The organism is Arthrobacter sp. 01T414, assembly GCF_056398965.1.
Genome location: NZ_JBFTQK010000004.1, coordinates 62,939 through 79,103, shown reverse-complemented (window position 1 = coordinate 79,103; position 16,165 = coordinate 62,939). Strand labels below are relative to the sequence as shown.

11 protein-coding genes and 1 tRNA gene are annotated in these 16,165 nt (G+C 69.1%); 3 read left to right on the top strand and 9 right to left on the bottom strand.

The annotated features are described in order from the left end of the window. Window positions 1-189: 189 nt before the first annotated feature. On the top strand, window positions 190-1,575 hold the full coding sequence (locus AC1DK9_RS10430) for an FAD-binding oxidoreductase (RefSeq protein WP_476915876.1): 1,386 nt from the start codon (window positions 190-192) through the stop codon (window positions 1,573-1,575). Window positions 1,576-1,647: 72 nt separating this feature from the next. On the opposite strand, the gene AC1DK9_RS10425 is transcribed toward AC1DK9_RS10430, so the two are convergent. The 4 genes from AC1DK9_RS10425 to AC1DK9_RS10410 form a co-directional block, all read right to left on the bottom strand. Then, window positions 1,648-2,808, bottom strand: coding sequence for a globin domain-containing protein (locus AC1DK9_RS10425; RefSeq protein ID WP_476915875.1), 1,161 nt, complete (start codon window positions 2,806-2,808; stop codon window positions 1,648-1,650). Between the two features lie 265 nt (window positions 2,809-3,073). Beyond that, window positions 3,074-3,535 carry an RrF2 family transcriptional regulator gene (locus tag AC1DK9_RS10420; RefSeq protein WP_476861009.1) on the bottom strand — a complete coding sequence of 154 codons (462 nt, stop codon included), beginning with the start codon at window positions 3,533-3,535 and terminating at the stop codon, window positions 3,074-3,076. Window positions 3,536-3,549: 14 nt separating this feature from the next. Continuing rightward, complete coding sequence (locus AC1DK9_RS10415) at window positions 3,550-4,059, bottom strand: hypothetical protein (RefSeq protein ID WP_430267512.1); 510 nt, start codon at window positions 4,057-4,059, stop codon at window positions 3,550-3,552. Between the two features lie 5 nt (window positions 4,060-4,064). Further along, window positions 4,065-5,483, bottom strand: coding sequence for a phosphomannomutase/phosphoglucomutase (locus AC1DK9_RS10410; protein WP_476915874.1), 1,419 nt, complete (start codon window positions 5,481-5,483; stop codon window positions 4,065-4,067). 123 nt (window positions 5,484-5,606) lie between these two features. On the opposite strand from AC1DK9_RS10410, the gene AC1DK9_RS10405 reads away from it, so the two are divergent. Then, on the top strand, window positions 5,607-7,796 hold the full coding sequence (locus tag AC1DK9_RS10405) for a RecQ family ATP-dependent DNA helicase (RefSeq protein WP_476915873.1): 2,190 nt from the start codon (window positions 5,607-5,609) through the stop codon (window positions 7,794-7,796). A 104-nt stretch (window positions 7,797-7,900) separates the two neighbouring features. Here AC1DK9_RS10405 and AC1DK9_RS10400 read toward each other — a convergent pair whose 3' ends face one another. The 3 genes from AC1DK9_RS10400 to AC1DK9_RS10390 all read right to left on the bottom strand — a co-directional run bounded on the left by AC1DK9_RS10400 (window position 7,901) and on the right by AC1DK9_RS10390 (window position 12,341). After that, a complete protein-coding gene (locus AC1DK9_RS10400) occupies window positions 7,901-9,577 on the bottom strand; it encodes a phytoene desaturase family protein (protein WP_476915872.1) in 1,677 nt (558 codons plus the stop codon). Between the two features lie 188 nt (window positions 9,578-9,765). Next, window positions 9,766-9,853, bottom strand: a tRNA-Ser gene (locus AC1DK9_RS10395). Window positions 9,854-10,103: 250 nt separating this feature from the next. Next, window positions 10,104-12,341, bottom strand: a complete 2,238-nt coding sequence (locus tag AC1DK9_RS10390) for a prolyl oligopeptidase family serine peptidase (protein WP_476915871.1) — start codon at window positions 12,339-12,341, stop codon at window positions 10,104-10,106. A 74-nt stretch (window positions 12,342-12,415) separates the two neighbouring features. Here AC1DK9_RS10390 and AC1DK9_RS10385 point away from each other — a divergent pair, with 74 nt between their 5' ends. Then, window positions 12,416-14,419 (top strand): FAD/NAD(P)-binding protein, encoded by a 2,004-nt coding sequence (locus tag AC1DK9_RS10385; protein ID WP_476915870.1) that lies wholly within the window; start codon window positions 12,416-12,418, stop codon window positions 14,417-14,419. A gap of 4 nt (window positions 14,420-14,423) precedes the next feature. Here AC1DK9_RS10385 and AC1DK9_RS10380 read toward each other — a convergent pair whose 3' ends face one another. Both AC1DK9_RS10380 and AC1DK9_RS10375 read right to left on the bottom strand, forming a co-directional pair. After that, window positions 14,424-14,651, bottom strand: a complete 228-nt coding sequence (locus AC1DK9_RS10380; protein ID WP_476915869.1) for a hypothetical protein — start codon at window positions 14,649-14,651, stop codon at window positions 14,424-14,426. Continuing rightward, entirely contained in the window at window positions 14,648-16,090 is a 1,443-nt protein-coding gene (locus AC1DK9_RS10375) for a glycosyltransferase family 2 protein (RefSeq protein WP_476915868.1), read from the bottom strand. The genes AC1DK9_RS10380 and AC1DK9_RS10375 overlap by 4 nt, the downstream gene beginning before the upstream one ends. Window positions 16,091-16,165 lie beyond the last annotated feature (75 nt).

Below are 16,165 nucleotides of genomic sequence, written 5' to 3'. Positions count from 1 at the left end.
TGTCATCGCTTGGCAGGGAGGCACCGACTGCCGGGACTTAGGCCCCTAGCCCGCGGTCCGGAGAGGCCCATAGGCTCGTCGCATTCATCAGCCGGGCCGGCCGCTGGCGCTCGGGGATGCGGGGACATTCCGGGCGCACGCTGACGTGCCCTCCGCCTGCCGCTGCGGGCGAGATCCCAGGAGCACACCATGCTTGTCACTGACGATATCCAGGCCCTGTCCGATGTTGTCCGCGGCCCGGTCGCTTTGCCGGACAGTCCCGAATTCGCGGCCGAGACCTTCGCCTTCAACGCCGCTACCGTCCACCGGCCCGACGTCGTCCTCGGCGCCAGCACCGCCCAGGATGTAGCGGCGGGGGTCAAATGGGCGGCAGAACGCCGGCTCCCGGTAGCGGTCCAGTCCACCGGACACGGCGCCGACTCGGTGGTCGAGGGTGGTCTGCTGATTAACACCAGGCGGCTGCAGGGGCTGCACATCGATCCGGTGGAACGCACCGCGAGGGTGGGGGCCGGGGTGAAATGGCGCAGCGTCCTGGAAGCCAGTGTTCCGCTCGGGCTGGTCGGACTGCACGGCTCAAGCACCGATGTTGGCGTGGTGGGATACACCGTCGGCGGCGGTCTGCCGGTACTGGGCCGGGCCCACGGCTTCGCGGCGGACCACGTCCGCAGCATGGAGGTGGTCACTGCGGACGGTGCGCTGCGCCGCATCGATGCCGAGGCGGAGGCCGAGCTGTTCGGGTTGATGCTCGGCGGCAAGGGCAACTTCGGCATCGTCACCGAACTCGAGTTCAGCCTCTTTCCGCTGGGCGAGTTCTACGGCGGCGGCATCATCTACCCGGGTGCCGATGCGGCCCTTATTCTGGCCGCGTTCCGTGACTGGCTGGCCACGCTGCCGGACGACGCCTCGCCCTCGATCTCGCTGTTGCGGCTTCCGGATATGGAGTTTGTCCCCGGCCCATTGCGGGGCCAGTTTGTGGTGCACCTCCGCTTCGCCCTGTTGGGGAATCGGGAGGTCGGCGACGCGCTGCTTGCCCCCATGCGCGCAATTTCGACCCCGTTGATGGACACGGCCGGGCCCATGGACTACCTCGACGTCGACCAGATCCACATGGACCCGGCGGATCCGCTCCCCTTCACGGCCGGCGGAGCCTTGCTAAAGGACCTCGGCGAGGAGACCCTGGCGGAGCTGTTGCAACACACCGGGGAGGACTCGGACTGTCCGCTGCTCCTGGTCGAAATCCGGCCCCTGGGTGGAGCCCTGGCCCGCGAAGGGGCAGTGCCGAACGCCGTGTCGGGGCGGGACGCGGCATTCCTGCTCTTCCTGCTCGGCTTCAAGATGCCGCCGGTCGCCGAGGCTGTCACGGCGTCCATCCGCTCGACCCTGGCCGCGATGGCTCCGCACTCCACCGGATTTACCCTGGTCAACTTCCACGGCGAACCGGGCGATGAGGCGGACCGGGCCCGGGCGTGGGCGCCCCCAGTTTACGAACGGATGAGGGCCGCGAAGTCCAGCTACGACCCGGGTAATCTCCTGCGGTTCGGCCACACGATCACCGGTGTGCCATCCCTGGGGTGAGATGCATTCGAGTGCTCCGTAATCGCCCTTTTGGCCCGTCATAAGGGCGGTTACGGAGCAATCGATGTGTTCCTAGTTGGCGAGCCAGATGTCCGGGCCGAAGACCTCATAGTGGATCTTGGTGGCAGGGATGCCGGCGTTGATGGCCTCGTTGCGGATGTTCTTCATGAACGGCAGCGGCCCGCACAGGTACAGCGATGCATTTGCCGGCAGGTCCACGTCGCGCAGCGACATGAACCCCTCTTTCGCGCCCGCCTCCGGCCGCTCGAGCCAGAGCTGCAGCTCGGCGGCTTCGAGACGCTCGACGTCGTCGGTCATCTGGGAGCGCAGCGCCCAGCTGTCCAGGTTGCTTTCCGCGTGCAGGACCAGGACCTGGCGGTCCGAGCCCTCCTCCGCGAGGGAACGCAGGATCGAGGCCGACGGCGTGCAGCCGATACCTGCCGAGGCCAGGACCACGGGGCCCTCGCTCTCCTTGAGCGTGATTTCGCCATACGGGTTGGAGATCTCGAGGATGTCGCCGACCTTGACGTGGTTGTGCAGCACGGGGGAGACCTCGCCGCCGTCGTCGAGCTTGGTGGTGAAGCTGCGGCTGGTGCCGGCGTCGCCGGAGAGCGAGTACTGGCGGACCTGGCGGAGGCCCTCCGGCAGGGTCACCTTGACGCTGACGTACTGGCCGGGCAGAGCCGGGGTAATGGGGGTATCGTCGGCCGGTTCCAGCGTGAACGTCATGGAGCCGGTGCCGGCGGGGGTCTTGGCGGCAACCCGCCACGGGGTCCACATCTTGCCGTTGGCCTGCGCCGCATAGAGGCCCTTTTCGAGCTTGATCAGGGCGTCGGCCATGAGCCAGTAGACCTCGGTCCAGGCCTCGGCGATTTCGGGGGTGATGACCTCGGCCAGGTCCTCGGCGATGGCGGCGAAGAGGTGCTCGTAGACCACCTGGTACTGCGGTTCGGTGATGCCGAGGGAAGCGTGGCGGTGCGCGATGCGCGACAGCACGGTCTCCGGGAGGGTGCCCGGGTTGCTGACCAGGTGGCTGGCGAAAGCGGCGATGCTCCCGGCCAGGGCCTGCTGCTGGTTGCCGGAGCGCTGGTTGGAGCGGCTGAACAGCCCGTCCAGCAGTTCGGGGTGTGCGCCGAAGAGCCGGGCGTAGAACTTGGGGGTGATATCGCCGATCCGGGAACCGACCAGCGGCAGGGTGGCCTCGATGACGGGGAAGGACTTGTCCGAGAGCATGCTGACTCCTGAGATAGTGGCCCGGCGTCTTCAACCGGACCGTTGCCAAATACTCGTATTTGAAATACAAGTATTCATGCCTCAGTTCTACACGTCGTAGAAAATGGTTGCAAATCGGATGAAGCCGGGGCGGGCGGCATGCAGCGTGAGGGCGTGCGGGCGGGGGTGCGCGCCGGGGTGCGTGCCGGGGTGCGCGCCGGCTGGTGGCGGGATGCCGGCGCTCTATCTGTGTTCTGCCGCGCGGTGCCGGCGCTCTACTCGCGTTCTACAGGCGCTCTGCCAGGCCCGGGCGCAGGCCGATTGCCGCGAAAACGGGATTCATTTGCCGCGAGGTGGGCAGCGAAGCGACGACGATGTCGTCAAGCTCACGGTAAAACGCTTCCCGCGCGCGGCCCAGGGCGCTCCGGAGCCGGCACTCGTTGATAAGCGGGCAGGCGCCTCCGGCAGCCACGCAGTCGGCCGGGTCGGTCCGCGTGTCCAGCGCGCGGAGCAGTTGGCCCACGGTGGCGTCGCGGCCGGCCGGGCTGAGCCGGGACCCGCCGTTGCGGCCGCGCTCGACGTCGATCAGGCCGAGTTCACGAAGCTTGGCCATCGCCTTGCTGACGTGGTTGTAGGGCGTACCCACGGCGTCGGCGATGCTCTGGGTGGTGAGCAGCTCGCCGTCGGCCGCGGCTGCGAGCACCATCATGGCGCGCAGGCTCACGTCCGCGAAGGCGTTGATCTTCATGGCACCGGCTTGGTCTAGTCCACCCAGACGGTGGGTTCATTGGTGTCGGCGGACAGTTCGCCAAACTCCAGCTCGTTCGTCGCGGGGTTCGCGCCGTAGGGCAGCACCGCCGCGAAGACGGAACCATCTTGGTGCTCGGCAGCGACGTGGATCGCGTCCGAATCCTCTTCCAGCAGGGTGATGTCGCAGACGATCGCGGCGGCGCGGAACTCGTCCCGGTGCTGCCGGAGCAGCTCGGTGAGGTCGTTGATCATGCCGTCGGCATCGAAGTCTGCGTCGGCGTCCTCGGCCGCGTCCGCCGGGGTGACCGCCACGAGGCGGACCTCGCCGTCGTTCTCCACCACGAGGGCGAAGGGCAGGAAGCCGCCGTTGCGCTCCAGCTGTTCCTGGGCTGCCCCCACGCCGGTGCCGAGCAGGTTCTCGAGGTCGGTGGCGCTGGCGTCCGGCACCGAGCCGCGCCAGGAGTCCTCGGCCGGATCAGCCGGTTGCAGGACGGCGTCTTGGGTCTCCGGAGAATCCGTCACGGCGATCAGCCCCGGACCAGCGCCAGGACCCGGTCGCGGATGCGCTCCATGGTTTCCTGATCCGTGGCCTCGACGTTCAGTCGCAGGAACGGCTCGGTGTTGGACGGGCGAAGGTTGAACCAGTAGCTTCCGTCTGCCGCGATGAAGGTGCTGCCGTCGAGGTAGTCCACCTCAACGTCCTCGTTGTGAAAGTCCGCGCGGACACGTTCCACCGCCGCGGCCTTGTCCTCGATTTCCGAGTTGATCTCGCCGGAAGACCGGTAGGGCTCATATTCGCGGCCCAGCTCGGACAGCGGGCCGTCCTGCTCACCGAGAGCCGCCAGCACGTGCATGGCGGCCAGCATGCCGGTGTCCGCATTCCAGAAATCACGGAAGTAGAAGTGGGCGGAGTGCTCGCCGCCGAAGATCGCGCCCTCGGCCGCCATCACGGCCTTGATGAAGGAGTGTCCCACCCGGGTGCGGAAGGCTCGGCCGCCGTCGTTGACGACCAGTTCGGGCACAGCCCGGGACGTCAGGAGGTTGTGGATGATCGTCGGAGTTTCCTCGCCGTTGGCCTTGGCGCGCGCGATCTCACGGCGGGCCACCATGCCGGTGACGGCCGACGGAGAGACCGGCTCGCCCTTCTCGTCGATCACGAAGCAGCGGTCGGCGTCGCCGTCGAATGCCAGGCCGATGTCCGCACCGTGCTCGACGACGGCGGCCTGGAGGTCGCGGAGGTTTTCCGGTTCCAGCGGGTTGGCCGGGTGGTTGGGGAAGGACCCATCGAGCTCGAAGTAGAGCGGGATGATCTCCAACGGCAGCTTGGGCAGCAAAGTGTCGCCCAGAACGGCGGGGGTGGTCATGCCGGCCATGCCGTTGCCGGCGTCCACCACGACCTTGAGCGGACGGGAGCCGCGGAGGTCAACGAGGCTGCGCAGGTACTCGGAGTAGTCCTTCAGTACGTCGTGCACGCTGATCAGGCCGCGGGGGCCGTTCGCGGGGATGGTACCGGCGTTGAGGTATTCCTCGGCGAGGGCCTGGATCTCCTTCAAACCGGTTTCCGAGGAGATCGGCACGGCGCCGGCCTTGGCCATCTTGATGCCGTTGTATTCGGCCGGGTTGTGGCTCGCGGTGAACGTTGCTCCCGCCGCGTTGAGGGCGCCGCAGGCGTAGTAGAGCTCGTCGGTGGAAATGAGGTCCAGCAGCTGGACGTTGGCGCCGCGGGTTGCCGCGCCGTTGGCGAAGGCCCGGCTGAACTCGGGCGAGGAGGGGCGCATGTCGCCGCCGACAAGGGCGGTCTGCCCGGCCAGGTCCAGGACGTCCACGAAGGCAGCCCCGACCGCTTCGACGATTTCTGCGGTGATGGATTCGCCCACAATTCCGCGCACGTCGTAGGCCTTGAAGGAAGCCGAAAGGTCAAAAGTCTTCGTCTGGTCGCTAGTCACGGCTCCTATCTTACGTGGAAGGAGCCGCGGACCGTCCGGGCTGGGCGCGTATGTGGATATCGCTTATCCACATACGACTCTGCCCGCTTCGTGGCTGTCGGAGGGGACTGGGATACTGAAGCAATGGCCAATAACCAGAATGCTGCAGTCCTTTCCGCCCCCGAGTCCCCCTCCGCCGGGGGAACCGGGACGCGTGAGCAGGCCCAGGCGGTTCTGCGCGAACTGGTGGGGAACCCCGAAGCCCAATTCCACGACGGCCAGTTCGAGGCTATCGAGGCCCTCGTCGACGGCGGCCGGCGTGCCCTCGTCGTCCAGCGCACCGGCTGGGGCAAATCGGCCGTGTACTTCGTTGCGTCCCTGCTGCTGCGCCGCCGCGGTGCCGGCCCCACCCTGATCGTGTCCCCGCTGCTCGCGCTGATGCGCGACCAAGTCGCCGCCGCAGCGCGGGCCGGGGTCCGCGCAGTAGCCATCAACTCGGCCAACCAACTCGACTGGGACACCGTCCGTGAACAGCTCGCGGCCGATGAAGTGGACGTGCTGCTCGTTTCTCCGGAACGGCTGACCAACCCGTCGTTCCGCGAGAACCAGCTCCCGGAGCTGGTCCGCAGGACCGGACTGCTGGTCATCGATGAGGCCCACTGCATTTCCGACTGGGGCCACGACTTCCGCCCCGACTACCGGCGGATCGCCGACCTGATCACCCAACTGCCGGACACCGTCCCGGTCCTGGCCACCACCGCCACCGCCAACTCCAGGGTGGTCCACGACATTGAGGAACAGCTAGGCGAGGGCGTGCTGACCATCCGCGGCGCCCTTGGCCGCGAGTCCCTGCGCCTGGGCGTGCTGCGCCTGCTCGACTCCCGGGAACGGCTGGGCTGGCTGCTCACGCACCTGAAGGACCTGCCCGGCAGCGGGATCATCTACACCCTCACCGTGTCCGCCGCGGAGGACACCGCCCGCCTGCTGGCCGAGGCCGGCCACGACGTGCTCGCCTACACCGGACGGACTGACCCCGCGGACCGGGAACGCGCCGAGCAGCTGCTCAAGGACAACCAGGTCAAAGCCTTGGTCGCCACTTCCGCCCTCGGCATGGGCTTCGACAAGCCGGACCTCGGCTTCGTGGTGCACCTTGGCGCGCCGTCGTCGCCGGTGGCCTACTACCAGCAGGTTGGCCGTGCCGGCCGTGGCGCTGTCAACGCCGATGTGCTGCTCCTGCCCGGCTCCGAGGACCGGGATATCTGGCAGTACTTCGCCACCGCCTCGATGCCCTCGGAAGAAAAGGCCTCCGCTGTCCTGACCGCCCTCGCGGAGGCCGGCACTGCCGTGTCCACTGTGGCGCTCGAGGCCCGGGTGGACCTGCGCCGGACGCCGCTGGAACTGCTGCTGAAGGTGCTCGCCGTGGATGGTGCGGTTGAGCGCGTGGGTGGAGGGTGGCGCTCCACCGGCCAGCCGTGGACCTACGACGCCGAACGGTACCGCCGGATCGCCGAGGCCCGGGTGGACGAGCAGGACTCCATGGTGATCTACCAGGACACCGCGGGCTGCCGGATGGAGTACATCACCTCGGTGCTCGACGACGAGACCGCCAAGGCCTGCGGCCGCTGCGACAACTGCGCCGGGCAGTGGTTCCCGGCCGATATTGCCGCCGACGCGACCGAAGCGGCCGGCGCAACCCTGAGCCGGGCCGGCATGGTGCTGGAACCGCGGCTTCAGTGGCCCAGCGGCATGGACCGCCTCGGAGTAAACGTAAAGGGCAAGATCAAGCCGGAGGAAAGCCTGGCCAACGGCCGGGTGCTGGCGCGCCTGACGGACCTGGGCTGGGGCGGAGCGCTGCGGGAAACCTTCGCTGCGGGCGCCCCGGACCGGGCCGTCGATCCCGGAATGCTACGGGCCTGCGTGCAGGTCCTCCGCGAGTGGGGCAACGGGGACGCGCGCACCCCGGGCTGGAGCGGCGCCGGCCGTCCGGCCGCGATCGTCAGCGTTCCGTCCCGCGGCAAACCGGCATTGGTCGATTCCCTGGCCCGAGGCATCTCCGAGATCGGCCGGATCCCGTACCTGGGCCAGTTGCAGCTCGCACACGGCGGACCCACGGGCGGGCGCGGCGGAAACAGCGCCTACCGACTCGCCGGGGTCTGGGATCGTCTGGTGGTTGGCCCCGAGCTTGCGGCTGCGCTGGAAGGCATCCAGGGCCAAAGCGTCATGCTGGTGGACGACCTCGTGGACAGCCGCTGGACCGTCACCGTGGCCGGACGTGCCCTCCGGCTTGCAGGAGCCGGGGCCGTGCTGCCGCTGGTGCTCGGCCAGGCCGGATGAGCATCTGCCGGCCAGGCACCCAGCCTGTTGGGCCTAGGGAGGCCCGGCGGCAGCATTCAGCCGCCGGGTAATACCGATACTGCCCGGCATGCCGCCGGCAGCGTTCAGCCGCGGAGCGGTTCCTCGGATTCCAGCACGGCCATGGCAGCGTTGTGCCCGCCGATGGCGCTGACGGCGCCGCCGCGGCGGGCACCGGAGCCGCAGAGCAGCAGCTGCGGATCGTCCGTGGCGACTCCCCAGCGCTGCGCCGGGGTGTCTAGGGGCGCGTCATCGTCCGCGAAGGGCCAGTCGAGGCCGCCGTGGAAGATGTTGCCGCGCGGCATGCCGACAGCGCGTTCGATATCCAGGGTCGTCTTGGTTTCGATGCACGGCCTGCCATCCGGTGCTGTCAGCAGCAGCTCCTCGATGGGCTCGGCGAGCACGCTGTTGAGCGAGCGCAGCACCGCGGCCTGCAACTCGGCCCGGCGGGCCTCATTGTTCTGCGCGGTGATCAGCCGGTCCGGGACATGCAGGCCGAACACCGTCAGCGTCTGCGCCCCGGCTGCCTGCAGTTCCGCGGACAGGATGCTTGGATCGGTCAAGGAGTGGCAATAGATTTCGCACGGCAGCGGCTCGGGAATGTTCCCCTCCGCGGCGCTGAGGTAGGCCGCATCCAGCTGGGACCAGGTCTCGTTGATGTGAAAGGTGCCGCCGAACGCTGCTTCCGGGCTGACGGCGTCGTCGAGCAGCCGGGGCAGCCGCTTGAGCAGCAGGTTCACTTTCACCTGTGCGCCTTCGCGGTGATGGTTGGGATTCTGCGTGGCGTGCGCGGAACCGGCGTCGCTTGATGCGGTGGCGGTAGCATCCGGCGCGGCGTCAACTGGACCGTGACCGGCCGGCCCAGCGTTGCGCAAGCGGTCCAGCACCACGGGGGCCACGTTGGAGAGCACCCACGGGGCGGAGACGGTGTGCTGCACGCCGTCGTGCCGGTAGCTGACAACTCCGCCCGGGCGGACCGAGGAAACCTCGGCCGACGCCAGGATCGTTGTGCCGGCCTCCCGGGCGGCGCGTTCCAGCTCCCCGGACACCGCGCCCATGCCGCCGACGGGCACGTCCCAGTCGCCGGTCCCGCCGCCGATCAGGTGGTAGAGGAAACAGATGTTCTGCTGAAGGTCGGCGTCGTCGGCGCGGGCAAAGGTGCCGATCAGCGCATCGGTCAGCACCACGCCGCGGACCAGATCGTGGCCGAGCGCCTCGGCGATGGCATGCCCGACCGGCCGCTCGATCATGGCTTCCCAGGCCTCGGCGGCGCCGGCCCGGACGGCTAGCTGCCGCGCCGCCGACCGGCTGGGCAGCGGGGAGGTCATGGTCGGCCAGAGCGCCCGGGTGAGCTTCCCGCAGCTGGCGTAAAACTCGTTGAAGGCACGGAACTCGTCGTCTGACGCGCCGATCGCCGCGAACGAGGCAGCGGTGGACGCCGCGTCCTCGTTGTCGATCAGCAGGGCCCGGCCGGGACCAGCCGGGTCCGGGGTGTACGAGGAGTACCGCCGCCGCTCCAGCCTGATCCGCAGGCCGAGGTCGTCGATGATCTGCTGCGGCAGCAGGCTGACGAGGTAGGAATAGCGCGAGAGCCGGGCCTCGACGCCGTCGAACGCCTGTGCTGACACCGCGGCGCCGCCTGGGTGCTCGAGCTTTTCGAGCAGCAGCACCTTCCGGCCGGCCCTGGACAGGTACGCTGCCGCAGCAAGTCCGTTGTGGCCGCCGCCTACGATGATCGCGTCAAACGCGTGATTGGTCGACATGCGCCTATCCTGCCATCCGAACGCTGGCCGGAGGTGAGGGAGCGTCGGGCAAGTTCCGGCCGGACATGAGGGAGCGTCGGGTAAGTCTGCGCCGGAGGTGAGGGAGCGTCGGGTTAATTTCCGCCGGAGGTGAGGGAGCGTCGGGGGTGGGAACGCAAAAGGCCCCGGTCCAGGACCGGGGCCAAACGCGGAGACGGGGGGATTTGAACCCCCGGTGGAGTTGTGCCCCACACTTCATTAGCAGTGAAGCCCATTCGGCCGCTCTGGCACGTCTCCAATTGCTATTACTAGCCAACCAAGGATACGCAGAAGGGGCCATGCAGTGCAAAACGGTCGGCGCGGGGTCTCTTACGGCCCATGGCCGCCGTCAGAGTGGCCCGCAAATCCGCAGTTGCATCCCCACGCAGCGCGGGGTCCCTTACGGCCCATGCCCGCCGTCAGAGTGGCCAGCAAATCCGCAGTTGCATCCCCACGCAGCGCGCCCGCGCGCCTCGCCCGGCATCGCCCCCGGCACCGCGTCCGGAGCTCAGGCTGCCCGGCCCGCCAGCGCTCGCCAGAGGAAGTGCTGGCTGCGGCTCTGCAGCGCCGCGGCCTGGCGGTTGTCCGAGGCCCCCGCGTGACCGCCCTCCAGGGCCTCGTGGAACCAGACGTTGGGGATGCCCATCGCCTGCATCCGGGCGGCCATCTTGCGGGCCTGCACGGGACCCACCCGGTCATCCGAGGTGGCGGTCCAGATGAAGGTCTCGGGGTACTCCACCCCGTCGCGGAGCAGGTGGTAGGGCGAGAAGGTCCGGATGAACTCCCACTGCTCGGGCACGTCCGGGTCGCCGTATTCGGCAATCCAGGAGTAGCCGGCGGAGAGTTTGCTGTACCGGCGCATGTCCAGGAGCGGCACCCCGCAGGAGACCGCGCCGAACAGTTCCGGGTACTGGGTGAGCATGTTGCCCACCAGCAGTCCGCCGTTGGAGCCGCCCACGCAGCCGAGCCGCTGCCGGGACGTCACGCCGCGGGAAATCAGGTCCTGCGCCACGGCGGCGAAATCCTCATAGGCACGGTGCCGCTTGTCCTGCAACGCGGCCCGGTGCCACGACGGACCGTACTCGCCGCCGCCGCGGATGTTCGCCACCACGTAGACCCCGCCGCGGCTGTGCGGTGCCGCGCCGTCGGCGCCCGCGGACTCTTCGGTGCGCCGTTCCAGCCAGGCCCGGCCGACGGCTCCGCTGTAGGCCGGGGTGCGGGAAATCTCGAATCCGCCGTAGCCGGAGAGTTGGGTGGGGTTTTGTCCATCCAGCACCAGGTCCTTGGCCGCGATCTGGAAGTATGGCACCCGGGTGCCGTCCTTCGACACGGCAAAGTGCTGCTGGACCTCGTAGGCGCCCTCGTCGAAGAACGACGGCGCGGTGCGGACCACCTCGTGGGTGCTGACGACGCCGTCCACACCGGCGCGCGTGAGGGTGCCCCGGGTCAGCGTGCTCGGCGTCGCGAACCCGGTGGCGACCAGCCAGAAGTCGTTCCCGGCGGCGCTGTCGCTGTCGCCGTCGCCGGCATCGTCCTCGTCGTCGACGCTGAAGGCGTTGACGTCGTGCAGCGGCGGGCAGGCATCAAGCACGCTCGAGGCCCACGCGACGTCCGTGCCGGGCCGCTGCGGATCGAGCACCCGGATTTCGGAGGAGACGTCGCGGAGCAGGTTCAGGAGCAGGAAGTCCCGGGTCCAGCTCCAGGACTGCAGGGAGGTGTGCTCATCCGGGGTGAACAGCACGGACAGTTCCCGGCTGCCGGCCAGGAAGTCCTCGAAGTTCGCCGCCAGCAGGGACCCGGCCGGGTAGCTCGTTCCGTCCACGTCCCATTCGCCCTGCGGGCGGAAGAGCAGCCATTCCCGGTGCGAGCTCAGGTTCACGTCGGCGGGCACGTCGATGTCCACCCAGTCGCCGTCGCGCAGCACGGAGGTGCGCTTTTCGAAGAAGCTGATCCAGTCCACAGCGAAGGTCCGCTCGAAGCCGGGGGTGGAGTCGTGCGCTAGGAGTGCCATCATGTGGTCCTCCGGGATTTCGAAGAGCCGTTCGGCCGAAGCCAGGGACTCGCCGCGCCGCAGCACCACGCCGGTCCTGGCGTAGGAGGAGCTGGTCCGCGGCAGTCCCTCGGCGGTGCTGGCGACCAGCAGCGTGTCCGCGTCCAGCCAGGAGGCGTTGCCCTTGGCGGTGGGGAGGTCAAAGCCGCCCTCGGCCGGGTCGACAAAGCTACGGGTCTCGACGTCGAACTCGCGGTAGCGGTTGGCGTCGCCGCCGTCGGGGGAGAGCGCCAGCAGGGCCAGCCGGTGCGGCTGCCCGGCCGCCGGGCGCAGGAAACTGGCGCCGTGGAAGACCCATTCCTGCTCTTCGGCCGCTGCCAGGGCGTCGACGTCGAGCAGGACCTCCCAGGCCGGGGAGCCCGCCCGGTAGCTCTCCCAGTCCGTGCGGCGCCACAGGCCCTTGGGGTTCTCGCGATCCTTCCAGAAGTTGTAGTACCACTGGCCGTGCTTGCCCACCATGGCGATCCGGTCGGTGGAGTCCAGGACCTCCAGGATCCGGCCCTCGAGCTCGCCGTATTCTGCGTCCTCCAGCAGTTCCTCGGTGCGGGCATTTTGTTCCCGGACCCAAGCCAGTTGTTCCTCGCCGTAGATTTCCTCCAGCCAGATGTTCTCGTCGACGGGTTCCGGGGCCGTGCCGGAAATCGCTCCGGAGGTCTGGCCGGACGCGGTGGGGTACTCAGCTGAAGAGGTGGTCATGGGCCCATCCAAGCAACACGGACGCAGGGCAGGCAAGTCAAGACGGCGGCCCGGATGCGGATACGCTGGATGCCGTGGGTAAATCGCAGAGCATCCGGACGGCACTGATTGGCGCCGGTCCCCGGGGCACCAGCGTGCTGGAGCGGCTGCTCGCCAACTGGGCGCCTTCAACGCCCGACGCCGGCCTGCACATCGACGTAATCGACCCCTACCCGGCGGGCCCGGGCCACGTCTGGCAGCCCGGGCAGTCCCGGCTCTACCTGATGAACACGCAGTCCTTTTATCCCACCGTGGTCCCCGAGGACCCGGAGCTGGCGAAGCCGCTGGCCGGGGGCACCTTTGACCAGTGGCGGGAACAGCAGCGGAAGGATCCGGACCCGGCGTTCTCAGCCGAGGAACGCACCGAACTGTCCGGCCTGGGGTCCGCCGATTTCCCCAGCCGTGCGCTGTATGGCCGCTACCTGCGGTCCACGCTCGAGGACTTGCTCGCGAAGCTGCCCGCCGGGGTCACCGTGGAATTCCACCAGACCACCGCGACGTCGGTCCGGCCGGCCGCCGGCTCATCGAAGACCGGCTCCTTCAACGCCGGCTCCTCGAACGCCGGGTTCGACGTCGCGCTCGCCGACGGTTCCCAGCTCACCGTCGGCTCCGTGGTGCTGGCACTCGGACACCTGGAGTCCCGGCTAAACCCGGAGCAGCGCGAACTCCAGGCGGCCGCGGATGAGCTGGGACTGAAGTACCTGCCGCCGGCGGCCCCGGCGGACGTCGACTGGTCCGTGATCCCCGCCGTCCAGCCGGTGCTGGTGCGCGGCATGGGCCTGAATTTCTTCGACGTGATGGGCCAGCTGACCGAGGGCCGTGGCGGCAAATTCCTGCCCGCGCCCGACGGGCCAGGGCTGACGTACCTGCCCTCCGGCCGGGAACCGTCCATCATCGCCGCCTCGCGCCGCGGCACCCCGTACCGGGCGAAGGCGACCCTGGCGGGCTACTACCCGGCGGCGGTGTCGCTGCGGTACTGCACCGAGGACGCGCTTTCGAAATTCGCCGCCGCCGGAATCCTGCCCGCGTTCGACCACGACCTCTGGCCGCTGCTGCACCGGGATGTCGTGTGGGCCTACTACTCGACCCTCGCGCGCACCCAGCCCGACGCCTTCGATGCCGACCCCGCGGGCTTCCTGGCCACCCTCGAGGAGGCCCTGCAGCCGCATGCCCACTCCACCGTGAAGTGGGAAGAGGCCGCCGGGGAAGTGATCGAGGCGCACGTCCGGGAGGCCCACCGGCTGGACCTGCTGGGCCTCGCCGCGCCGCTCGCCGGCAGGAGCTTCGCATCCCGGTCGGAACTGGACGCCGCCGTCGTCGACTATCTGCTCGATGACGCGAGGCGTTCCGCGCTCGGCGAGGATGACCCGGTCAAGATGGCGATTGGCGCACTGCATCACGGCCGGGCAGTGCTGAAGACGGCCGTGGCCGACGGTGGCATCACCGACGAGTCGTGGGTGGCCGGGCTGCGCGGCTGGTTCGAGTCCTTCGTGGAAGGACTCGCGAGCGGCCCGCCGGCGTTACGCGCCGAGCAGCTCGCAGCCCTGGCGCGCGCCGGGGTGGTCAGCTTTGTCGGCCCCGACCCCAAGTTCGGCGTCGACCGCAAGGCCAAAGTGTTCACGGCCGCCTCGCCGTGGGTGGCCGGCCTCGCCGGCGACGGCGCGGAAGGCGGGGACAACGTCCAGGCCGCGGTGCTGATTGAAGCCTTGGCCCCGGCCAACCGGGTCGCCATCAATGCGTCGCCGCTGCTGGAGCAGCTGCTCGCGGACGGCCTGGTCCGCCCGCGCCTGATGATGAGTGTGGAGGGAATGCCGGTTCAGAGTTCCGGGCTGGAAGTCGTCCCGCACCCTTACCGGCCCGTCGGTGCGAACGGCTCGGTCACGGAAGGGCTCTACGTGCTGGGCCTGCAGCTCTCCGCCGCGCAGTGGGGGACGGCCATCGCGGCCGAAGCGCGGCAGCAGCACGGCCCCCACTACCGCAGCGGCCAGCGCACGCTGCGCGACGCCGATGAGATCGCCCGGGGCATCCTCGGCCGGTAGCGCCCTAGTTCCCGGCGTCGGGGTGGATGCTGCGGGTTTCGGAGCGTTCGTTCCGGGTCCGTACCCAGTCGGAGGGGTGGACCTTGGGCAGGATCTTCGCCAGCGCCAGGGCGGCGTACATGACGGTGTTGATCGCCACGAAGGTGGCGAGAACGGCGAACCACTGCGAATGCAGCAGGGACTCGGGGAACAGGAGTCCCGCGGGGACGACGACGGCGGCCGGGATGCTCATGCGCGTTCCGCCGGCGTGGTCTCGAGCGGCCGGGCGTGCGGGACGTGTTTCCAGCTGGCCGTCCGGCCCAGCGAGATGTCCGCCACGCCCTTCAGGTAGACGACGTTGAGGAACATGTCGAAGAACAACTCCGGGAACAGCGTGACGGCCAGGAACCGGGCCCGCCAGCCGCCCTTCCAGACCGTGGCGACGCGTTCGACCATGAACAGGGCGCCGAGTCCCAGCCAGAACGGGAACCAGATCCAGGTGTCCAGTGAGAAGACCATGAGGAAGATCAGCAGCAGGTAGGAGCCCAGCGCGATCACGCCGTAGCCGATGCCGAGTTGCTGGGCCCAGTAGCGCAGGGTCTGCGGCGTGATGCCGTACGCGCCGATGTTCTCCAGCGCTCCGCGCTGCCAGCGGAGCCGCTGCGCCCAGAGGGTGGCCCAACTGGGCATCAGCTCGGTCACGACCGTGCACTGTTCGGGCGAGATCATGAGCCCGCCGAGGGACTTCAGGGCGATGGTGAGTTCGTTGTCCTCGGTCAGCGCGGCGGTGTCATAGACGTCCCCGGGGGTGCCGGGGATCGAGGATCCGCGGCTGGCGGCCACGGTGCGCAGGCCCCGCGCGCGGAACATCGAGGCGGTTCCCGTCAGCACGAAGACCCGGCCGCGCCGGCGCCCGATCTCGCGGCTGTAGCGCAGGTACTCGTTGCGCTGGAACTGGCCGATCAGGCCGTGCCCCTCCTCGCCGTAGAACAGTCCGCCGACGGCCATCAGCGCCCGGTCGTAGGTGAAGCGGTCCACCGCGGCGCCGAGGAACCCGTCGTCGAGCCGGGTGTCGGCGTCCATGACCATCACGACGTCGTTGTCGCCGAGGCCGGGCAGCAGCTGCTTCAGCACCTGGTTCAGGGCGCCGGCCTTCTTCTGCGTGTTGTTGACGGATTCGATCACTTCGACGCCGGCCTCCCGGGCCAGTGGGACGGTGTCGTCGCTGCAGTTGTCTGCCACGACGATGACGCGGTCCGGGCGCCGGGACTGGGCCAGCAGGGAGGCAATGGTCAGCGGCAGCGAGGCTTCCTCGTTGTGCGCCGGGATGAGCACGGTGACCCTGACCGGGCCGGCAAACTCGCCGCGCGTCGCTGCCATCACCACGCGCGGCGCGAGCGGGCCGGTGAGCGGGTCCGCGGAGCGGCGCGAGCGGTTTGCGATCCGCCGGTCCACGGCGGCGACACCGGCGGCCAGGAGCAGCGCTAGTGCGATGGCTGCCAAGAGTACGCGGGGGGCCGGTGCATCGGTGTTGTAGAGGATGCTCCAGAAGCCGAAGAAGAGGCCCTGGGAGGGGGATTCGCTCAGCGCCGGTCCGCCGGCGGCGACGGCGAACCAGAGGAGGGCGGCCGCGCCGCTGGCCGTCAGGGCAATAAATATGCCGACAGCCCGGTTAAATCTCCCTCTACGCATGCCGGATATGATATCAGCCGCATCATGGGCAACACCTGTCACAGCAGTCCCGCCCGGGCTTTGTGACGCCGGGCG